The following is a 19,446-nucleotide window of genomic DNA, read 5'->3' as shown; positions in this document are numbered from 1 at the left end:
GGGGGCAGTGGTGAACCACCAGACCGTCGCCGACCGCACGCATGCTGCGCATCTGTCGGCCGCAGACCTCGTCGCGCTGCGCAAGAACCTCGACGAGCAGCGCCTGTTCCGCCAGGAGCAGCTCAGGGAACTCACCGTCGCGGTCCCCGCGCGCGGCGACGCCCCCGGGCGGCAGCGGGCCGTCGGCCAGGTCGAGGTCGGCGTCAGGCTCGCCGCCTGCGCCCGCATGGTCCTCGTCGACGTCGAAGCAGCCCTCACACGCCTGAGCGAAGGCCGGTACGGCATCTGCCAGTTGTGCCGGCGGCCCGTCGCGCGCAAGCGGCTGATGATCGTGCCCCAGGCCCGGTACTGCGGGCCCTGCCAACAGGTCAAGGAGGCCGGCCGGTGAACGTGACCACCCACCCCCGCACCGACACCACCCGGCACCGGCCGTGGCCGTCGTCCCGGCGCCGCTGTGCCGTCGCCCTGGACATGGGCAGCGCCCGCACCCGGGTCTGGATCGCCGGGCGGGGGCTGATCCTCGACGTGCCCACGGTGTCCTTCGGGACCGACACCCTCTACCCGATCCAGCGCGGCACCATCATCGACACCGCCGGATGTGCGCGGATGCTGCAGCGCCTGATCGCCCACCGCATGCCGCGCCTGCTGCGCCCCCTGATCGTCGTCACCACCCCTGTGCTGGACGGACCGGCCTACCGCAGTGCCGCCCGCACGGCCGTGAGTGTGCTGCGGCCGCACCGGGTGCTGACCATTCCCGCCGCCCGGGCAGTCGCTCTGGCGGCGGGCGCCGACCTGTCCGGGCCGGTGCTGGTCGTGGACATCGGCGCGCACCTCACCGAGGTGGTGCTCCTGGCCGACTCCGACGTCGTCGACGCGCGCCGCACCGCGCTCGGCACCACCGATCTCGACAGCACGTCGCCGACGCAGCTCGGCGAGGCGGTGGCGGGCATGGTGACCGCGATGCTGCACCAGGACCGCACCGGCCTCATGGTCGAGGCCCTGCACCGCGGGGCTCTCCTGGCAGGCGGCGGGGTGCTGCGCCCCGAGATCACGTACCAGCTCACCGGACGGCTGCACATGCCGCTCCGGGTGGTGCCGACGCCGCACACCGCCGCCGTCCGTGGCGCCGCCGTACACCTGGGGGCCGTCCGCGGGCGTCCGGGCGCACCGGGCAGCACCGCGCTCCTGAGCGAGCGAGAGGCCCCGTAGGAAGTCGCCTCACGGCGCACCAGCCCGCACCCGCAGACGCAGACGCAGACGCAGACGCACCCACGGACGCACCCGTCGCCCAGCGCGCCCGTCAGCCCACCGCCCCCGCCGGTCGTCGCCGCCCCTGCCCGGCCGGCCGGTTCCGACCGTCTCGCGACCGTCTCGTCGGCCGATCGAAGGAGACCAACCATGGCCCGCGGCATCCCGTTCGCACAGCCCCCACCGCAACAGCCGCCCCGGGGACCGCTGTGGCGCTGGCGCCGCCACCCGCTGCGCCGCCGGAGCGACCTGGTGCAGGCGTGGATCAGCCTGGGCCTGCTGATCGCCGTGCTGGCCGCCACCCCCGCCGCGATGCTCCTGGCCCACGACACCGCCCACCGCCACTACACGGACGCAGCCCGGCACGAGGCCCGGACCCGGCAGCAGACGACCGCCGTCCTCCTGTACGACGTGCCCAGCCACCCCGAGCCGGGGTCCGACGAGGCCAAGGCGGCCCGCTACCCGGTCGAGGTCCGCTTCACCGACCCGCAGGGCCGGGTCCGTACGGGGCGGACCGACGCGCAGCCGCAGCTGTCGGCGGGCAGCCGCATCCAGGTCTGGGCCGGTACGGACGGCCGGATCGCCGATCCGCCGATGACCGTCGGGCAGGTCCGCAGCGGCAGCGCCTGGTGGGCCGTCGCCGCGGCCGTGGCCGTCCCCCTCACCGGAGCCCTCGCCCACGGCGTCACCCACCGCCTCCTGCAGCGCCGCAACCTCGCCGCCTGGGATGCGGCCTGGGCCAGGACGGCGCCCCGCCGGCCGACCGCCCCCTGACCCGCTGCCGCCAGGCGTCGAAGACCGGACCGCGAAGAACAGACCGCGAAGAACGGACCGCGCCTCGCAAGGCTTCTCCCACACGGTCGCCTCGAGGCCCGCCGTCCGTCGCCGTCGGCCCCACCCCGCAGACGCCGCATCCCGCACACCCCCTCCCTGGCCGCGCGGCCGCGCCCGAACTTGGGTAGACCGGAGGCATGACCCCTGTCGCGGGCACCGACCTCGCCGACCGGATCCACGGCGGCTGGCTCGGCCGGATCGCGGGCAACATGCTCGGCAAGCCGGTCGAGCAGGGTGAGACGTGGACGCGGGCGCGCATCGACCGCTATCTGCGGCGGGCCGAAGCCCTGCCGCTCACCGACTATCTGCCCGAGCCGGTGGACGCCGCCGACGCGGCCGACCTGCGGCCCGAGTGGCGCTCCTGCGTGCGCGGCCGCATCGACGGCAGCTGCCGCGACGACGACGTGGACTACACGATCCTCGGCCTCGACCTGCTGACCGAGCACGGCTTCGGCTTCACGACCGAGCAGGTGGGCGAGTTGTGGCTGCTGCGGCTCCCGTACCTGCAGACGTTCACCGCCGAGCGGGTCGCGTACCGCAATCTCGCCGACGGGCTGCGGCCGCCGCTGACCGCGACGCGCGACAACCCGTACCAGGAGTGGATCGGCGCGCTGATCCGCGCGGACATCTTCGGCCTGACAAGCCCGGGCCGGCCGAGCCGCGCCACCGCGCTCGCCCGCAAGGACGCGGTGCTCTCGCACACCGGGAACGGGGTGTACGGGGCGATGTGGGCGGCGGCGCTCGTGGCTGCGGCGTTCACGGCACCGGATCCGCGTGCGGCGCTCGAGGCGGCCCAGTCCGTGATCCCGGCGAGCAGCCGCCTGGCCCGTACGGTGCGCCGGGTCCTCTCGCTGCACACGGCGGGCCTCGCCTGGTCGGACACGCTGGACGCGGTCGGGCACGACACGGCGCGGTACGGCTGGATCCACACGGTCCCGAACGCGGCGGTCATCGCGGCCGGACTGCTTTACGGGGACGGGGACTTCACGCGCACGATCGCGCTCACGGTACGGGGCGGCCTCGACACCGACTCCAACGGCGCCACGGCAGGCGCGGTGGCGGGCGTGCGCTGCGGGGCGGCCGCACTGCCCCCGCAGTGGACGGAACCGCTGGCGGACCGGGTACGGAGCGCGGTGTTCGGGCGGGACGGGACGCGGATCAGTCAACTGGCGGAGGAGGCGCTGGAGTTGGCGCGGTCGGGAGCCGATCGCGCCCCCTGAGGTGCCGCACGCAGTGCGCACCTCAGGGGCGCGGGGAACTGCGCGAGCAACCAGAGAGAGACCCGCGGTCGGCCACGAGCCCAAGCCCCCACTCCCCGTAGCTGCCCCCTACTAGGACAGGGCCCAGCACGCACCGAATACGCTCGATCGCGTGACTGCCGACTTCGCCACCTACATCGCGGGCCTCCCCAAGATCCTCGCCGGGGCCGCCATGCTGTTCCGGGACGCCGACGACCGCGTCCTGATCCTCGAGCCGAACTACCGCGAGGGCTGGGCCCTGCCCGGCGGCACCATCGAGTCGGACGACGGCGAGACCCCGCGCGACGCGGCCCGCCGCGAGACGGTCGAGGAGATCGGGCTCGACGTCTCCCCCGGCCCGCTCCTCGCCATCGACTGGGTCTCGGGCCCCGGCCGCCCGCCGATCGCCTCGTACCTCTACGACGGCGGCGTCCTCACCCAGGACCAGCTCGACGCGATCGTGCTGCAGGACGAGGAGCTCGACTCCTGGCGTCTGGTGCCGGCCGCGGAGCTCGACGCGTACGGCCCGCCCTGGCTGGTCCTGCGGGTACGGGCCGCGCTGGCGGCGCTCGAAGCGGGGGCGGGCCCGGCGGAGCTGGTGCAGGGCGAACCCGCGCGCTGAAGCCCCGGGCACAATCCGCTCGCGGCGGCCGTACCCGCCTGCGTACCCTCGCCGCATGAGCACCAGGCCACTCGTCGCCGTCCTGAGCGGGGCCGGGATCTCCACCGACTCCGGCATCCCGGACTACCGCGGTCCGCAAGGGCTTTGGCGGCGGGATCCTCAGGCGCAGCGGCTCGTCGAGTTCGAGGCGTACGTATCGGACCCCGAGATCCGGCGGCGGTCGTGGCAGATGCGGCGGGCCAATCGGACGCTGCAGGCCGAGCCCAACGCGGCGCATCGCGCGATCACCGACCTGGAGCGGTCCGGGGTGCCGGTGCGGGTGATCACGCAGAACGTCGACGGGCTGCACCAGGCGGCCGGCATGCCCGAGCGCAAGGTGCTCGAACTGCACGGCACCGCGCGGTCGGTGGTCTGCGTCGGCTGCGGGGTGCGCTCGTCGATGACGGAGGCGCTGGCGCGCGTGGAGGCCGGGGAGGCGGACCCGGCGTGCCTGGTGTGCGGCGGGATCCTGAAGTCGGCGACCGTGATGTTCGGCGAGCGGCTCGACCCGGAGGTGCTCGGCGCCGCGATGACCGTCGCGAAGGGCTGCGACCTGTTCCTCGCGGTCGGCACGACCTTGCAGGTGCAGCCCGCCGCGTCGCTCGTGGGGCTCGCGGTGGAGCACGGGGCGCGGCTGATCATCGTCAACGCGGAGGCTACGCCGTACGACGAACTGGCCGCGGAGGTCGTCCGCGAGCCGATCGGCACGGCGCTTCCGGCGCTGCTGGCGCGGGTGGCGGATTCGGCTTCTTCCTGAACTGCCGTACTCCGCACGGCCCATGGCGAGACTACGCAGCCTTCTCGGGCGGGTCGCCCCACTCGTCCCAGGACTTGCCGCTGAACCCGTCGTAGCTCTTGAGCAGGGCGACGAGCCCGGCGGTGACGCGGGGGTCCCACCAGTCGGCCTTCGCGCGCAGGGAGCCACGCTTCAAGTACAGGACGGTCTGCCCGTCCAGCTTCCACTTCGTGCGGTACGGCATCCGGGCGACCAGGCCGTCGCCGCCGATGAGGGCGGCCACGGCCATGACGATCTGCAGCGGCAGGATCAGCCACCACACGAACCACCAGAAGGCGTTCCCCTTGACTCCGACGAGCGTCGGCCCGCCCATCTGCTCCACGGTCCAGCGGGTCCTGGCCCCGTTCTGGAGGGCGCGCTCGCGCATGACCCGCGCCAGCGGTTCACCGGCCGCGCCGAGGATCTCGTACATCGAGGCCTGGCCCTTGGCCGCGGACTTGGTGACCACGTAGGCGAGGACTTGCTGCCGGTACCGGTCGGCCCACAGGGTGAAGGACCGCACACCTTCCTTGCGCGACTCGCGGTACGCCTTGGCCCCGCCGGGCGGCTGCGCCACTTCGGGGAAGGCGTACGGCTCGGCCTGCTCCGCAGCCTCAGGGGTGCCGTCGGTGAGGTAGATCCATCGGCGGACACCCCCCTCCCGCTGCTCGTCGGATCCTTCCTTCGCCTTTTTCGCAGCCGCTTCCTGCAGCCACGCCTTCGTCGTCATCATCCGTGCTTCCCCGCCGAGTTGGGCCTGTTCCTCGGCGGACCCTACCTACAGATCGGAACAGCTCCGCCCCCGCCCCTCCAGGTCCAACAGCCCCCGCTTCCGGTCGAGCCCGCCCCCGTACCCCGTAAGGCTTCCGTTGGCGCCGACGACCCGGTGGCAGGGGACGACGATGCCGACCGGGTTCTTGCCGTTGGCGAGGCCGACCGCGCGGGAGGCGTTCGGCTTCCCGAGCTCCGCGGCCAGTTCGCCGTATGTACGGGTCTCGCCGTACGGGATGGTCAACAGGCCCTCCCAGACACGGCGTTGGAAGGGGGTGCCCGCCAGCCGGAGCGGAAGGTCGAAGCTGTGGCGCTCGCCCGCGAAGTACTCCGTGAGCTGGCGGACCGTCTCGGCGAAGGGGTCCTCGTCGGGCGCGACGCGTACGCCGAAGTTCTCCTCGGGCGGGCGATGGCGCTGGTCCGTCATGTAGAGGCCGGACAGTGCGCCGTCCGCGGCGACGAGGGTGAGCGGGCCGTACGGGCTGTCGACAAGCGCGTGCGTGGTCGTCATGGCAACGTCCTTATGCCGGAAGGTGGTTGATGGGGTGGTCGTCGGTCGCCCACAGGTACTGGACCGCGTAGGCCCGCCAGGGGCGCCACGCCGCGGCACGTGCCGTGAAGGCCGCCGGGGTGGAGGGCAGGCCGAGGCCCTGGGCGGCGCGGCGGATGCCGAGGTCGGTGGGGAGGAACGCGTCCGGGTCGCCGAGTGCGCGCATCGCGATGATCTCGACCGTCCAGGGGCCGAAGCCGGGCAGCGCGGTGAGCCGGGCGCGGGCCTCGTCCCAGTCGCTGTCGGGGCCCAACTTAAGGGTTTCGTCGACGAGTTGACGTACGAGTGTGGTGAGGGTGGTGCGGCGGCTGCGGGGCAGGGCGAGGGACTCGGGGTCGAGGGCGGCGAGCGCCTCGGGGGACGGGAAGAGGTGGGTGAGGCCGCCCTCGGGGTCGTCGACCGGCTCTCCGTGGGCGTGGACGAGGCGGGCCGCGTGGGTGCGGGCGGCGGCCGTGGACACCTGCTGGCCGAGGACGGCGCGTACGGCGAACTCCGGTTCGTCGACGGTGCGCGGGACGCGGCGGCCCGGGGCCTTGTCGACCAGCGGGGCGAGGAGTTCGTCGGTGCGCAGCTGCTCGTCGACGGCGACCGGGTCGGCGTCGAGGTCGAGCATGCGGCGGCAGCGGCTGATGGCGACGGTGAGGTCGCGCTGGTCGGTGAGGGTGAGCCGGCAGCCGATGTGGTCGGGCGCGGGCGTGAGGGCGACGACGCCGGGGCCGTGCGGCAGGCGCAGGGTGCGGCGGTACGCGCCGTCGCGCCACTCCTCGACTCCGGGTACGGCGGTCGCGGCGAGGTGGCCGAAGAGGTTGCTCGGGTTGAGCGGGGCGCGGAACGGCAGCCGCAGCGAGAGGACGCCGGGGGTGCCGGGCTCGGTGCGGCCTCGGCTGCCCGTGGCCCGGGTGCGGAGTTCGCCGGGGGCGAGGGCGTACACCTCGCGGACGGTGTCGTTGAACGTGCGGATCGACGCGAACCCGGCGGCGAACGCGATCTCCGCCATGGGCAGTTCGGTGGTCTCGATCAGGATGCGGGCGGTCTGGGCGCGCTGCGCGCGGGCCAGGGCGAGCGGTCCGGCGCCGAGTTCGGCGAGGAGCTGCCGCTCCACCTGCCGGGCGCTGTAGCCGAGCCGGCCGGCGAGGCCGGTGACGCCCTCGCGGTCGACGACGCCGTCGGCGACAAGCCGCATGGCGCGGGCCACGAGGTCGGCGCGGTGGTTCCACTGCGGTGAGCCGGGTGTGGTGTCGGGACGGCAGCGCTTGCAGGCCCGGTAGCCGGCCTGCTGGCAGGCGGCGGCGCTCGGGTAGAAGCGCATGTTGCGCGGTTTGGGCGGTACGACCGGGCAGCTCGGACGGCAGTAGATCCGGGTCGTCAGGACGGCCGTGAAGAACACCCCGTCGAAGCGGGCGTCCTTCGCCTGGACCGCGCGTACACAGCTCTCGGTGTCGGTGTGCATGCGTCCAGCTTCACCGAACGAGGCCGCCGGGGCTGGCGAGAATCCGACATCGACATCGGACTGCCAGGGCCCCGACGGCCTCCGTTCGTGAGCGGGCGGTGCTGCCTGCGGTGCTACTTCAGGCCGAGCAGCTGCTCCAGCGGGTCGATCGCGAAGTACACGGTGAACAGGGCGGCGGTGCCCCACAGCAGCCAGTGCACCTCGCGGGCCTTGCCGAGGCAGGCCTTGATCACGACGTACGACACGAAGCCGGCGCCGATGCCGTTGGTGATGGAGTACGTCATCGGCATCACGGCGATGGTGAGGAAGGCCGGGATGGCGAGCTCGTACCGCTCCCAGTCGATGTGCTTGACCTGGGTCATCATCAGGAAGCCGACGGCGACGAGGGCCGGGGACGCGGCCTGCAGCGGCACGATCGTCAGGACCGGGGTGAGGAAGAGCGCGGCGGCGAACAGACCACCGGTGATCACGCTGGCGAGGCCGGTGCGCGCGCCTTCACCGACACCGGCGGCGGACTCGACGTACGTGGTCGCCGAGGAGGCCGAGGCCGCACCACCGGCGACGGCGGCGGCACCGTCGATGAGCAGGACGCGGCCGAGCTCGGGCACCTGGCCGCGCTCGTCGAGGAGTCCGGCCTCTGCGGTGACGCCGACGACCGTGCCCATCGTGTCGAAGAAGTCGGACAGGATCAGCGTGAAGATCAGCAGGATCACGGTGAGGACGCTGACCTGGCCGAAGGCGCCGATGACGTCGAACTGTCCGAGCAGCCCGAAGTCCGGGGCGGCGACGGCGTTGTCCGGCAGGGACGGGGAGATCAGGCCCCAGGACTTGACGTCGGCGATCGAGTTGATGATCAGCGAGAGCACGGTCATCACGGCGATGCTGATGAGGATCGCGCCGGTGACCTTGCGGGCGAGCAGGACGACGGTCAGGAGCACGCCGAGGCAGAACACCAGCATCGGCCAGCCGACGAGCGTGCCGGAGCCGAGCTGGACGGGGACGGTGCTGTTCGCGGCGTCCGGGACACGCGTGACGAAGCCGGCGTCGACGAAGCCGATGAACGCGATGAACAGACCGATGCCGACGCTGATGGCCTGCTTGAGCGCCTGCGGGATGGCGTGCATGACGGCCTGCCGCAGACCGGTGAGCACGAGGATGCAGATCAGCACACCTTCGAGCACGACAAGGCCCATCGCCTCGTCCCAGCTCATCAGCGGGGCGATCTGGAAGGCGACGACGGCGTTGAGACCGAGGCCCGCCGCGAGAGCCAGCGGCAGGTTTCCGCCGACGCCCATGATGATCGTCATCACCGCGGCCACCAGCGTGGTGGCGGTGGCCAGTTGGGTGGGGTCGAGCTGGTCGCCGAACTTGTCCTTGGCACTGCCGAGGATGATCGGGTTGAGCACCAGGATGTAGGCCATGGTGAAGAACGTGGCGACACCGCCGCGTATCTCCCGGGCGTACGTCGAGCCGCGCTCGCTTATCTGGAAGAACCGGTCGAGGGGGCCACCGGATCTGGCGGGCGGCGCTGCCGGCCCCGTGCTGGTCTGCATGACTGCGTCTCCTGGCCCTGCAAAGATGCGGGGATTTCGGGGGGAATAGCGGTATTCAATGCGGGATTTAGGGCTTGTCAGGTGCCACGGCAGACACATGTACGGGCGTCGTACGAACGCACATGCGGCACCTCGCGGGTGGATCATACGCGGCATGCCGGAGTTCACAATTCCGATGAGAAATAGCGGGACTTGGGCCCGGCGCCCGACTAGTGATCAGTATGTTCTTTCCTACAAAATCGCTACGGACCTAATCCACCAAAACCGGACGCACGCGACAGCGGCCCTGCGGTCGCGGTCCGTGCCTGCCTACTCTCTGTCCGTGCACCCACCAATCCCCTTCAACGCGCGCGCCGCCCGGACCTTGCGCGAGAAACTCGGGATGGCGCCCGGACACGTCGCGTACGGCATGAGCGCTTCGTACGGAATGACCCACATCACCCCCGACCACATCACCGCGTGGGAACGGGGCGTCGCGGCGCCGACCGCGCATGAGCTGAACGCCCTTGCCGGTGCGCTGTGGTGCTCCCCCGGCGAGCTCATGGGCCGGCCGCGGACGCTGCACGAACACCGGCTCGCCCGCGGGATCGCCGCGGACGACATCGCCGACGCCACCGGCCTGACGCGCGAGGCCTACCAGCAGATGGAGGCCAGTGGCCGCTGGAGCGGAGACGCGCAGCAGTCCGCCAAGCTGGGCGGCATCCTCGGTCTGGCCCCCCGCGACCTGGTCGCCGTCACGGGACTGGAGCAGGAGCTGGCGCGGCTGCTCACCGAGGCGGTCTCCACCCGCTGGCAGGCCCACATCAAGGACATCGCCAAGCTGCTCTCCAGAGACCGGCGCGAGCTGAAGGAACCGCTGCGCGCGATGCACGACGAGTACCAGACCCTGATGGCCGCGACACTGATGCGCGCCAGCTCCCACTCGGCCGCGGGCGAGGCGGGCCAGGTCTACCTCGACAAGATCGTGGACCACTTCTGGGACCGGTTGGAGGGGTAGGGGGCGTAGGAGGAGGGGGCGGGCCCCCTCTGCGCGTCACCTCACCTGCGCGTCAGGCCACGCGCGCGTCAGCCCACCCGAGCTGCGAACGCCTCGTAGGCCGGCTCGTCGAACAGCACGAAGCGGACCTCCTCGACCGCTGTCTCCGTCGCCCGGACCGTCTCCACGGCGATCCGCGCCGCGTCGTCCATCGGCCAGCCGTAGATCCCGGCGGAGACGGCCGGGAAGGCGACCGTACGTGCCCCCAACTCGTCGGCGACGCGCAGCGATTCGCGGTAGCAGGAGGCGAGGAGCTCGGAGCGGTCCGTGTCCGCGGACCAGCGCGGGCCCACCGTGTGGATCACCCAGTGGGCGTCGAGCCGCCCGGCGGTCGTGGCCACGGCCTGTCCGGTCGGCAGGCCCTTGCCGTAGTGCGCGGCGCGCAGGTCCCGGCAGGCGTCGAGGATCTCGGGACCACCGCGCCGGTGGATGGCCCCGTCGACCCCGCCCCCGCCGAGCAGCGAGGAGTTGGCGGCGTTGACGATGGCGTCGACGGACTGCTGGGTGATGTCGCCCTGGACGAGGGTGAGGCGGGTGTTCATGCACCTAGGGTGCCCCCTTTTTTAGGGGCACCGCCCCTCAACGCACCTGCCGCAACCGCCTCCACACCGCCTTCGCCGCATTGTGCCCCGACATCCCATGCACCCCCGGCCCCGGCGGGCTCGCCTGGGAGCAGAGGAACACCGCCGGGTGCGGTGTGTTGTACGGGAACAGCGACAGCTTGGGGCGCAGTACCAGCTGGAGTCCGGAGGCCGCGCCGCAGGCGATGTCCCCGCCGATGTAGTTGGCGTTGCGCGCGGCGAGTTGGGGCGGGCCGGCCGTGGCACGGGCGAGGACCCGGTCGCGGAAGCCGGGCGCGAACCGCTCCAACTGCCGCTCCACGGCGTCGGTGAGGTCCCCCTCCCAGCCGTTGGGCACATGTCCGTACGCCCAGAACGCGTGCTTGCCCTCGGGGGCGCGGCTCGGGTCGGCGAGGCTGGGCTGCGCGGTGATGAGGAACGGCCGGTCCGGGGCGCGCCGCTGACGGGACGCGGCGTCGAGCGCGGCGCCGATCTCCGCCTTGCTCGCGCCGACCTGCACGGTGCCCGCGCTGCGCGCCTCCTCGGCGGTCCAGGGCACCGGGCCGTCCAGGGCGTAGTCGATCTTGAACGCGCTTGCGCCGTACCGGTATCCGTCGTACACCCGGCCCAGGCCCGCGATTCTCGCGAGGGCCGTGGGGGCGGTGTCGAAGACGTAGGCACGGGCAGGCGGCAGGTCGTCCAGGCGCTTGACCTCGAAGTCCGTGTGCACCGCCCCGCCGAGATCGCGCAGATACGCGGCGAGCGCGTCGGAGACGGACTGCGAGCCGCCCTTCGCCATGGGCCAGCCGCGCTCGTGGGCGGCGAGCGCGAAGACCAGGCCGACGGCCGCGGTGGCGGGGCCGCCGAGCGGGGCGATGACGTGCGCGACGAGCCCGGCGAACAGGGCCTTCGCCCGCTCGTCCCGGAACCGCTGGGCCATGAGCCAGGTCGACGGCATGAGTCCGGCGAGGCCGAAGCGCGCGAGGGTGACCGGGTCACGGGGCAGCGCGGTGGACGGCAGCGACATGAAGTCCCGTACGAGCGTGTCCCATTTGCCGATGAAGGGCTGGACGAGGCGGCGGTACGCACCCGCGTCGCGTGGGCCGAACGACAGGGCCGTCTCGGCGACGGAGCGGGACAGGACGGCCGCCGAACCGTCGAGGAACGGGTGCGCCATCGGCAGCGGGGGGTGCAGCCACTCAAGGCCGTACCGCTCCAAGGGCATGCGGGAGAAGGCGGGGGAGCCGATGCCCAGGGGGTGCACGGCGGAGCACGGGTCGTGCCGGAAGCCGGGGAGGGTGAGCTCTTCCGTGCGGGCGCCCCCGCCGACCTTTCCCTCGGCCTCGAACACGGCCACCGAGAAGCCGCGGCGGGCCAGCTCGACGGCGGCGGTCAGGCCGTTGGGCCCCGCACCCACGACGACGGCATCGAGCATCGACGGCACCTTCGGACTCCTTTGTCAGCCGGTGGTCGGACCACTGCTCCCCCGGCTCGGTCGACTCCGGGGCCCGTGTGGCCGGTCCCGCCCAGGATATGCCGGTGCACTGACAACACCGCCGGGGGTAGCCTGCGCCCGATGCCGAACTGGACACAGCGGACTCAGCACGGGGACGCGGGCACCGCCACGCACCACTGGTACGAGTGCGACGACTCGGGTGCGGTGCTGCGGCACGCGTCGTTCGCGACGGGCCCGGCACGCACCGAACCGCCCCCGTATCTGGCCGAACACACTCCCCGCGAAGAGCCCTTCGCCGGTTCGGACGGCGCAGCCGTCACCGCCGCCGACCGCTCCGAACTGGCCTGGCTCCGCGAGGAGTTCGGCCCGCTCTGCGTCGAGGTGTACGAGGCGACGTACGGGATTCCCGCGGAAGCGCTCGCCCCCGACGGCCGCCCCGTCACCGCTGCGGAGTTCGAGCGCGCCTGGCGACGGGCCCGTCGGGACCGTGACTTCACCACGATCACCACGGGTCCGCTGCCGGTCGGTCTGTGCCTGAGCGGAACGGTCGAGCTGATCCCGTGGGGCGCGGGCTTCACCGGCCTGTTCGTCGGACTCGGCCTGCCCATGCTCGGGTTCGTGGACATGGGCCAGCTGCCGGGCGAGCCCGAACTCTGGCCCTCCGTGGGCACGGTGGGCGAGTTCGAGGTGGTCGGCGTACGGCTCAACTGCTCGGCGGAGAGCCGGAGTCAGCCGCAGGTGAGGCTCAGGCCCCGGCCCGCAGCAGCTCCAGGACCCGCTCCACCGTCCCCGCGTCCCGGCCGGCCGTGAACGGCAGGGCGTTGCCGCCCTCGATGCGGAACGGCTCGCCCGCGAGCGTGCGGTTGGTGCCGCCCGCCTCCGCGACGAGGAGCAGCCCGGCCGCGTGGTCCCAGGAGTTCTCCCAGGAGAACGCGACCGCGTCCACCTCGCCCTTGGCTATCGCCAGGTACTCCAGGCCGGCCGAGCCGCAGGGGCGTCCGTGCACCCCGTCCACGTCAAGCCCGAGGAGTGCGTGCTTCTGCTCGTCGGTCGTGAAGTCCGGGTGGGACATGGCCACTTCGAGGACATGCCCTGCCTCGGGCGCGCCCGGCCGCAGCACCCGGTCACCGAGGCGCGCGCCCCGGCCGCGGACGGCGACGGCGAGCTCCTCGAGCGCCGGTGCGTACGTCCACGACGCGAGGACCTCGCCGCGGTGGGCGAGCGCGACGAGCGTGCAGAAACCGGGGTCGCCGTGGACGAACTGCCGGGTGCCGTCGACCGGGTCGACGATCCACACGGGCGCGTCGCCGTGCAGCGCGTCCAGCTTCGACGGGTCGGCGTGCACGCCCTCCTCGCCGACCACGACCGAGCCGGGAAGCAGGGCCGTGAGCGACGCCGTGAGGTGTTCCTCGGCGCGGCGGTCGGCGACCGTCACGAGGTCGTGCGGGCCCTGCTTCTCGACGATCTCGTGCTCGGCGAGCTGGCGGAAGCGCGGCATCACCTCAACTGCGGCGGCCTTGCGGACAGCCTCCTCGATTTCGGCCAGGCCGGTGTCGAGAAAGCCTTCGAGGTCTTCGATCATGTGTCCCATCACATCACGCCCCACTGACAACCCCCACCCGGCAGATGGACGACGGCCCGAATCCCGGTGAACGCTGGGGTTCGGCTCATTTCGTACGGTCACCGAGGCATGCTCAGGGTCACCGGCCCACCGCGTACCCCTGCATCCCACGCGCATTGGCGGCCGCCGAGAGCACACCGGTCCTGGGGTCGCGCGCGACCGCGCACAGGCGGCCCTCCGACCAGGGCTCACCCACGGTGACGTCATGGCCGCGCTCGCGCAGCTCGGCGATCACGTCGGCGCCGAGCCGCGACTCGACGGTCAGGCTGCCGGGCCGCATGCCGCGCGGGAAGAACGAGCCGGGGAAGGCGTCGGTGTGCCAGTTCGGGGCGTCGATCGCGCCTTGCAGGTCGAGGCCGCCGCGGACCCGGTCACGCAGGGCGACGGCGAGGAAGAAGTGCAGCTGCCACTGGTCCTGCTGGTCACCGCCCGGCGTCCCGAAGGCGAGCACGGGTTCGCCGTCCCGCAGGGCGAGGGACGGCGTCAGCGTGGTGCGCGGACGGCGGCCCGGGGTGAGGGAGTTGGGGAGTCCGGGTTCGAGCCAGGCCATCTGGAGCCGGGTGCCGAGCGGGAAGCCGAGCTCGGGCACGACCGGGTTGGACTGCAGCCAGCCGCCGCTCGGCGTGGCCGCGACCATGTTGCCCCAGCGGTCGACGACGTCGAGGTGGCAGGTGTCGCCGCGCGTCTCGCCGCTGCGCGCGACGGTCGGCTCACCGGCCCCGGCGACGGGTGTGCCCATCGCGTACTCCCCGTCGAGCACGGTCTCGGCGGCCGCCGCAAGCCGCGGAGCGCGCCCCTCCGGGCTGCCGGGGCGGAGTTCGTACGAGGCCCGCTCCCCTATGAGCGCCCGCCGCTCGGCGCTGTACGCGGCGGAGAGCAGCGCTTCGAGGGGCACCTCGGCGGCGTCCCCGTACCAGGCCTCCCGGTCCGCCATCGCCAGCTTGCAGCCCTCCACAAGGCGGTGGACGTAGGCGGCGGTGCCGGGCTCGGGCAGCTCGTCCGGGTCGTCGGGCAGCAGGGCGAGCTGCTGCAGGAACGCGGGCCCCTGACTCCAGCCGCCCGCCTTGCACAGGGTCCAGCCGTTCCAGTCGTACGTGGTGGGCGCCTCGTAGGACGCGCTGTACGCGGCGAGGTCCGCGGCGGTGAGGGTGCCGGTGTGGCGGTCGCCGCTGGTGTCGAGGGTGGGGCGGGCGGACTGGCGCAGGAGGGCCTCGGCGATGAAGCCGGTGCGCCAGATCTCGCGGGCGTTCTCGATCTCGGTCTCGCGGTCGTCGTGCGCGGCCTCGGCGAGCAGGCGCCGCCAGGTCGCGGCGAGCGCAGGGTTGCGGAACAGCTCGCCGGGGCGCGGGGAACGGCCGCCGGGCAGGTACACCTCGGCCGACGAGGCCCATTCGGGTTCGTTCTCGAAGAGCGCCCGCACGGTGTCGACGGTCGCGCCGATCCGCTCCACGGGCGCGTGCCCGTCCTCGGCGTACCCGATCGCGTACCGCAGCACCTCGGACAGCGACTTGGTGCCGTGGTCGCGAAGCAGCAGCATCCAGGCGTCGAAGGCGCCCGGCACGGCGGCCGCCAACGGGCCGGTTCCGGGGACGAGTTCGAGGCCGAGGGAGCGGTAGTGGTCGACGCTCGCCCCGGTCGGCGCGGGACCCTGCCCGCACAGCACGCGCACGTCGCCGCCGGCCGGGGCGAGGATGATCGGCACTTCTCCGGCAGGCCCGTTGAGGTGCGGTTCGACAATGTGCAGCACGAACCCGGCGGCCACGGCGGCGTCATAGGCGTTGCCGCCGTCCTCAAGGACGGCCATCGCGCTCTGCGAGGCGAGCCAGTGGGTGGAGGACACCATGCCGAAGGTGCCCTGCAAGGTGGGACGGGTGGTGAACATACGGCTCGGCTCCTTCGGCTCGTACGACGGTCGTGAGTGCGGTTTGCCCGGGGCGGTCATGGCGGCTCCAACTCCCCTCGCACGCGCGGTGCGTCGACTGCGGAACCGACCATTCCCGCAGGCTAACCGGCTCCCGCGCGGACCCGGACGGCGGCCGTCCGCGCGCGGGCCCTGCGCCACGCCGAAGCGGAACGGGAAGCGGCGGGCCATGATCGCCGCTACGCTCCGCGCCATGTTCGCGATCCGACCAAATAAGCCCAATTCCGCCAATAACGTGACCTCGATCTCGACCCTGCCCCGGCAGGAGCCGCCCGGCCTGCCCGTGCTCGCCGCGTTCGGCGTCACCGAGGGTGAGGCCCGGCCGCTGCCCGGCGGTCAGGGAGGCACCTGGTGCGCGGACGGCATCGTCCTGAAGCGGACCGGCCTGCGCACCGAGACCGCGTGGCGCGCCCACACACTCAACGCCCTGCCGGAGACCGACGAGTTCCGGGTGGCGCCGCCGGTGCGGTCGATGGACGGCACCTGGACGGCGGGCGGCTGGGAGGCCTGGCGGCTCGTGCCGGGCACCGCGGACGAGCGGCGCGTGGACGACGTCCTGCGCGTGGGCCGGGCCTTCCACGCCGCCCTCGCCGAACTCCCCCGCCCCGCCTTCCTGGACGAGCGGGACGACCCGTGGTCGCGGGCCGACCGGTTCTCCTGGGGGTACGCGGCGGGCTCCGCCGAGGCACGGGCCGCCGAAGAGGCCGTACCGGCCCGGGAGTTCGACCTCGTCGCCCCGCTGCTCGCCGCCCGCACCCCGCTGCCCGAGGGCGCCTCGCAGGTCGTCCACGGCGATCTGCTCGGCAATGTGCTGTTCGCCGACGCCGACGGGCTGCCGCCCGCGATCATCGACTGGCCCGCGTACTGGCGCCCGCCGGGCTGGGCCTCCGCTGTAGCGGCCGTGGACGCGCTGTGCTGGCACGGGGCCGATCCCGGCGTACTCGACCGCTGGGCGCACGTCCCGCGCTGGCGCCAACTCCTTGTCCGCGCCGTGCTGTTCCGCATCGCCACGCACGAGCGTCTGGACCCGGATCTGGCGGCGGCGTACCGGCCGGTGGCCGACCTGGTGCTCGACGGCCACTGGCCGCAGGCCACCGAGTCCCGGACCGCACAGCGCCGCTCGCCGCGCGCCGAGCCCCGCGGCGAGCGGCGGCCCGAGCCGACGGGACTGCGCGCGGTCCGGGCGCCGGAACCGGAACCGGAACCGGAACGGACGCACGCCGAGCCCGAGCCCCTGCGCGAGCCCGAGGTCCAGCCCCAAACCCCGACCCAGCCCCAGCCCCAGCCCCAGCCCCAACGGGCCGAGCCTCAGCAGGAGATGCTCGACGTCTGCGCTCCCCTCCCCGAGGAGCAGCAGGAGCCCGCCCCCGAGCCGTCCACCGGACCGCACGCCGAGCCGTCCACCGGACCGCACGCCGAAGCGTCCGCCGAACCGTCCACCGAGCAGCGCACCGGCCCGCTGGACTCCTCACCGTCATGAAGGACCCGCACGCGCGCGCCCGGCCTCGACCCAGGCACGCGCGTGCGGCGTGTTTTGGCCCAACAGAGCCGGTTTTCGCGCGCCGTTGCGCCGCCCCGAGCAGGGACGCGCCCCTCCCCGACGAGGAGTACGATTTGCACCTGTTCACCCCAGGTATCACGTACGACCAGTCGGCTGGAGGATGGCGCAGTGCACGGTGAGTACAAGATCCCGGGCGGCAAACTCGTCGTCGTGGACCTCGAAGTGGAGGACGGCGCGCTGCGGCATGTACGGGTCGCCGGTGACTTCTTCCTCGAACCCGACGACGCCTTCCTCACGTTGAGCCAGTCCCTCGAAGGCGTGCCCTCCGACACGGACGCGGCGGGCCTGGCCGCCCGGATCGAGGCGGCCCTGCCGGAGGGCACGGTGATGTACGGGCTGACCGCGGAGGGCGTCGGCGTCGCCGTACGACGGGCGCTCGCGCACGCCACGGACTGGACGGACTACGACTGGCAGTTGATCCACGAGGGCCCGCAGTCCCCCGCCCTGCACATGGCGCTCGACGAGGTGATCACCGCCGAGGTGGCCGCCGGTCTGCGGCCCCCGACCCTGCGCGTCTGGGAGTGGGCGACGCCCGCCGTGGTGATCGGCAGCTTCCAGTCGCTGCGCAACGAGGTCGACGCGGAGGGCGCGCGCCGCCACGGTGTCGAGGTGGTGCGGCGGATCAGCGGCGGCGGCGCGATGTTCTGCGAGCCGGGCAACACCATCACGTACTCGCTGTCCGTGCCGGAGGCCCTCGTGCAGGGCCTGTCCTTCGCCGACAGCTACGCGTACCTCGACGACTGGGTGCTCGGCGCGCTCGGCGACATGGGCATCAAGGCCTGGTACCAGCCGCTGAACGACATCGCCACGGACGCCGGGAAGATCGCGGGCGCCGCCCAGAAGCGGGTGACCGGCGGGGACGGCGCGGTCCTGCACCACGTGACCATGGCGTACGACATCGACGCCGACAAGATGGTCGACGTGCTGCGGATCGGCCGCGAGAAGCTCTCCGACAAGGGCACGAAGAGCGCCAGGAAGCGCGTCGACCCGCTCCGCCGGCAGACCGGACTGCCGCGCGAGGCCGTCATCGAGCGCATGATCGACTCGTTCCGCACCCGGCACGGCCTCACGGCGGGCCAGGTCACGGAGGACGAACTGGCCACGGCCCAGCACCTCGCGCGGACGAAGTTCTCGACCCCGGAGTGGACGGGCCGCGTCCCTTAGCCCCTCCCCTGGCCCCTCCCCTGGCCCCTCCCCCGAGGGGCCCGGAGAACAGTCCGAGTGGTGCCGCCCGGCAGGTGTCCCGCACCCCCGGTGAGCGGCCCGTACCCGTCCGTAGGTTCCGGCTGACGCCCCTATCCCGTACCGCGTCCCGTATGGCACTCTCGTCCCTCACACCTCACCGACCGACCACGGCCACGGCTCGCCGACCGACCGCGTCCCGCCGTACGAGGAGGACCGACTGTGCGTTCCCTGTCGCTGCTGCTCGCCGCACGGATGCTGCCCGTCGCCGCCCTGGCCACGGCGGGCTGGGCCTGGACCAGCGGCCCGTACGCACCGGCGGAGGACCGGCCGGCGGTCGCCGCCGAGCCCAAGGCGGCCGCGGTGACCGAGGCGGAGGCCGCGTACGACAAGCCGCCCTCGCCCTGCGGGGTGCTGAAGTCCCAGGCGGTCGAGGAGCTCGTGCCGGGCGCGGACCGCGACGGCAAGGAGCTGCGCCTGACCGATCCGGAGCGCCGCCGAACCTGCTCGTGGAGCGCGCTGGAGGGGTACGACTACCGCTGGCTGGACGTCGGCTACGACCTGCGGGACTCGACGGCCGCAGCACGCTCGGCGTACGCGGCGCGCACCGGCGGCTCCGCCGAGTCCGTGGACGGCCTGGGCGAACAGGCCGCCGTCGTCATGAAGCTGAGCGAGAAGGACGGCCAGCAGAGCCGCGAGGCCAAGCTGGTCGCGCGCTCCGGAAACGCCGTCGTGACGGTCACGTACAACGGCATGGATTTCCAATCGGAGTCCGCACCCAAGGCGGACACGCTCCGCGACGGGGCGGTACAGGCGGCCCGCGCGGCCCTCGCCGCACTCCCGGACCCTCGCTAGTACGCCCGGACCCGCTAGTTCCCCTCGTACGCCGAATCCCCCTCGTACGCCGAATTCCCCTCGCACGCCGAACCTCTCCCGACCTCTCCCGCAAGCCACCCGGGATCTGTAGAGTCCTCCCCCACCGCACCGACGGCACCCGCACCGACGCACCCGCTTCGCCCCTCCCCGACG

Annotated in this window: 19 protein-coding genes; 11 read left to right on the top strand and 8 right to left on the bottom strand. The window is 73.0% G+C overall.

What is annotated here, in order from left to right; translation table 11 throughout:
- Nucleotides 1–7: 7 nt before the first annotated feature.
- The 6 genes from RCO28_RS24400 to RCO28_RS24375 all read left to right on the top strand — a co-directional run bounded on the left by RCO28_RS24400 (nt 8) and on the right by RCO28_RS24375 (nt 4,738).
- The gene (locus RCO28_RS24400; RefSeq protein WP_308943389.1) at nt 8–388 is read left to right on the top strand and encodes a TraR/DksA C4-type zinc finger protein; all 381 of its coding nucleotides are present in this window, start codon (nt 8–10) and stop codon (nt 386–388) included.
- Nucleotides 385–1,209, top strand: a complete 825-nt coding sequence (locus RCO28_RS24395) for a rod shape-determining protein (protein ID WP_374991235.1) — start codon at nt 385–387, stop codon at nt 1,207–1,209. Before RCO28_RS24400 ends, RCO28_RS24395 begins: the two co-directional genes overlap by 4 nt.
- A 189-nt stretch (nt 1,210–1,398) precedes the next feature.
- Complete coding sequence (locus RCO28_RS24390) at nt 1,399–2,022, top strand: hypothetical protein (protein WP_308943388.1); 624 nt, start codon at nt 1,399–1,401, stop codon at nt 2,020–2,022.
- A gap of 197 nt (nt 2,023–2,219) precedes the next feature.
- Nucleotides 2,220–3,302, top strand: a complete 1,083-nt coding sequence (locus RCO28_RS24385) for an ADP-ribosylglycohydrolase family protein (RefSeq protein ID WP_308943387.1) — start codon at nt 2,220–2,222, stop codon at nt 3,300–3,302.
- A 211-nt stretch (nt 3,303–3,513) separates the two neighbouring features.
- The gene (locus tag RCO28_RS24380; RefSeq protein WP_308943454.1) at nt 3,514–3,942 is read left to right on the top strand and encodes an NUDIX hydrolase; all 429 of its coding nucleotides are present in this window, start codon (nt 3,514–3,516) and stop codon (nt 3,940–3,942) included.
- Between the two features lie 55 nt (nt 3,943–3,997).
- The gene (locus tag RCO28_RS24375) at nt 3,998–4,738 is read left to right on the top strand and encodes a Sir2 family NAD-dependent protein deacetylase (protein WP_308943386.1); all 741 of its coding nucleotides are present in this window, start codon (nt 3,998–4,000) and stop codon (nt 4,736–4,738) included.
- Between the two features lie 31 nt (nt 4,739–4,769).
- Here RCO28_RS24375 and RCO28_RS24370 read toward each other — a convergent pair whose 3' ends face one another.
- From RCO28_RS24370 to RCO28_RS24355, 4 genes are all read right to left on the bottom strand, one after another.
- Nucleotides 4,770–5,489 carry a hypothetical protein gene (locus RCO28_RS24370; RefSeq protein WP_308943385.1) on the bottom strand — a complete coding sequence of 240 codons (720 nt, stop codon included), beginning with the start codon at nt 5,487–5,489 and terminating at the stop codon, nt 4,770–4,772.
- Nucleotides 5,490–5,534: 45 nt separating this feature from the next.
- The gene (locus RCO28_RS24365; protein WP_308943384.1) at nt 5,535–6,038 is read right to left on the bottom strand and encodes a methylated-DNA--[protein]-cysteine S-methyltransferase; all 504 of its coding nucleotides are present in this window, start codon (nt 6,036–6,038) and stop codon (nt 5,535–5,537) included.
- A gap of 10 nt (nt 6,039–6,048) precedes the next feature.
- Nucleotides 6,049–7,527, bottom strand: a complete 1,479-nt coding sequence (locus RCO28_RS24360) for an AlkA N-terminal domain-containing protein (RefSeq protein ID WP_308943383.1) — start codon at nt 7,525–7,527, stop codon at nt 6,049–6,051.
- Between the two features lie 113 nt (nt 7,528–7,640).
- Nucleotides 7,641–9,080, bottom strand: coding sequence for an NCS2 family permease (locus tag RCO28_RS24355; protein WP_308943382.1), 1,440 nt, complete (start codon nt 9,078–9,080; stop codon nt 7,641–7,643).
- A 322-nt stretch (nt 9,081–9,402) separates the two neighbouring features.
- Here RCO28_RS24355 and RCO28_RS24350 point away from each other — a divergent pair, with 322 nt between their 5' ends.
- Nucleotides 9,403–10,077, top strand: coding sequence for a helix-turn-helix transcriptional regulator (locus tag RCO28_RS24350; protein WP_308943381.1), 675 nt, complete (start codon nt 9,403–9,405; stop codon nt 10,075–10,077).
- Between the two features lie 68 nt (nt 10,078–10,145).
- On the opposite strand, the gene RCO28_RS24345 is transcribed toward RCO28_RS24350, so the two are convergent.
- Complete coding sequence (locus tag RCO28_RS24345) at nt 10,146–10,658, bottom strand: O-acetyl-ADP-ribose deacetylase (protein WP_308943380.1); 513 nt, start codon at nt 10,656–10,658, stop codon at nt 10,146–10,148.
- 37 nt (nt 10,659–10,695) lie between these two features.
- Nucleotides 10,696–12,120 carry an NAD(P)/FAD-dependent oxidoreductase gene (locus RCO28_RS24340; RefSeq protein ID WP_308943379.1) on the bottom strand — a complete coding sequence of 475 codons (1,425 nt, stop codon included), beginning with the start codon at nt 12,118–12,120 and terminating at the stop codon, nt 10,696–10,698.
- A gap of 132 nt (nt 12,121–12,252) precedes the next feature.
- On the opposite strand from RCO28_RS24340, the gene RCO28_RS24335 reads away from it, so the two are divergent.
- Nucleotides 12,253–12,942 (top strand): hypothetical protein, encoded by a 690-nt coding sequence (locus RCO28_RS24335; RefSeq protein WP_308943378.1) that lies wholly within the window; start codon nt 12,253–12,255, stop codon nt 12,940–12,942.
- Here RCO28_RS24335 and RCO28_RS24330 read toward each other — a convergent pair.
- A complete protein-coding gene (locus RCO28_RS24330; protein ID WP_308943377.1) occupies nt 12,878–13,714 on the bottom strand; it encodes an inositol monophosphatase family protein in 837 nt (278 codons plus the stop codon). The two genes, RCO28_RS24335 and RCO28_RS24330, sit on opposite strands and share 65 nt — an antisense overlap.
- A gap of 118 nt (nt 13,715–13,832) precedes the next feature.
- Nucleotides 13,833–15,635, bottom strand: coding sequence for a gamma-glutamyltransferase (locus RCO28_RS24325; protein WP_308943376.1), 1,803 nt, complete (start codon nt 15,633–15,635; stop codon nt 13,833–13,835).
- A 232-nt stretch (nt 15,636–15,867) separates the two neighbouring features.
- Between RCO28_RS24325 and RCO28_RS24320 the strand changes: the two genes are divergently transcribed.
- The 3 genes from RCO28_RS24320 to RCO28_RS24310 all read left to right on the top strand — a co-directional run bounded on the left by RCO28_RS24320 (nt 15,868) and on the right by RCO28_RS24310 (nt 19,272).
- The gene (locus RCO28_RS24320; protein ID WP_308943375.1) at nt 15,868–17,154 is read left to right on the top strand and encodes a TIGR02569 family protein; all 1,287 of its coding nucleotides are present in this window, start codon (nt 15,868–15,870) and stop codon (nt 17,152–17,154) included.
- Between the two features lie 189 nt (nt 17,155–17,343).
- Complete coding sequence (locus tag RCO28_RS24315; RefSeq protein WP_308943374.1) at nt 17,344–18,399, top strand: lipoate--protein ligase family protein; 1,056 nt, start codon at nt 17,344–17,346, stop codon at nt 18,397–18,399.
- 240 nt (nt 18,400–18,639) lie between these two features.
- The gene (locus RCO28_RS24310) at nt 18,640–19,272 is read left to right on the top strand and encodes a hypothetical protein (protein ID WP_308943373.1); all 633 of its coding nucleotides are present in this window, start codon (nt 18,640–18,642) and stop codon (nt 19,270–19,272) included.
- The last annotated feature ends 174 nt before the right edge of the window (nt 19,273–19,446 follow it).

Source organism: Streptomyces sp. LHD-70 (assembly GCF_031157275.1).
Lineage (GTDB): Bacteria > Actinomycetota > Actinomycetes > Streptomycetales > Streptomycetaceae > Streptomyces.
Note: the sequence above shows the minus strand (reverse complement) of the source record. Positions and strands in the feature narration are given on the sequence as shown.

What these genes read in the sequence shown, in the direction of transcription:
- RCO28_RS24390 (WP_308943388.1), top strand. Translation starts at nt 1,399, where the DNA reads ATGGCCCGCGGCATCCCGTTCGCACAGCCCCCACCGCAACAGCCGCCC.
- RCO28_RS24385 (WP_308943387.1), top strand. Translation starts at nt 2,220, where the DNA reads ATGACCCCTGTCGCGGGCACCGACCTCGCCGACCGGATCCACGGCGGC.
- RCO28_RS24380 (WP_308943454.1), top strand. Translation starts at nt 3,514, where the DNA reads ATGCTGTTCCGGGACGCCGACGACCGCGTCCTGATCCTCGAGCCGAAC.
- RCO28_RS24375 (WP_308943386.1), top strand. Translation starts at nt 3,998, where the DNA reads ATGAGCACCAGGCCACTCGTCGCCGTCCTGAGCGGGGCCGGGATCTCC.
- RCO28_RS24370 (WP_308943385.1), bottom strand. Translation starts at nt 5,489, where the DNA reads ATGATGACGACGAAGGCGTGGCTGCAGGAAGCGGCTGCGAAAAAGGCG.
- RCO28_RS24365 (WP_308943384.1), bottom strand. Translation starts at nt 6,038, where the DNA reads ATGACGACCACGCACGCGCTTGTCGACAGCCCGTACGGCCCGCTCACC.
- RCO28_RS24360 (WP_308943383.1), bottom strand. Translation starts at nt 7,527, where the DNA reads ATGCACACCGACACCGAGAGCTGTGTACGCGCGGTCCAGGCGAAGGAC.
- RCO28_RS24355 (WP_308943382.1), bottom strand. Translation starts at nt 9,080, where the DNA reads ATGCAGACCAGCACGGGGCCGGCAGCGCCGCCCGCCAGATCCGGTGGC.
- RCO28_RS24345 (WP_308943380.1), bottom strand. Translation starts at nt 10,658, where the DNA reads ATGAACACCCGCCTCACCCTCGTCCAGGGCGACATCACCCAGCAGTCC.
- RCO28_RS24335 (WP_308943378.1), top strand. Translation starts at nt 12,253, where the DNA reads ATGCCGAACTGGACACAGCGGACTCAGCACGGGGACGCGGGCACCGCC.
- RCO28_RS24330 (WP_308943377.1), bottom strand. Translation starts at nt 13,714, where the DNA reads ATGATCGAAGACCTCGAAGGCTTTCTCGACACCGGCCTGGCCGAAATC.
- RCO28_RS24325 (WP_308943376.1), bottom strand. Translation starts at nt 15,635, where the DNA reads ATGTTCACCACCCGTCCCACCTTGCAGGGCACCTTCGGCATGGTGTCC.
- RCO28_RS24320 (WP_308943375.1), top strand. Translation starts at nt 15,868, where the DNA reads ATGTTCGCGATCCGACCAAATAAGCCCAATTCCGCCAATAACGTGACC.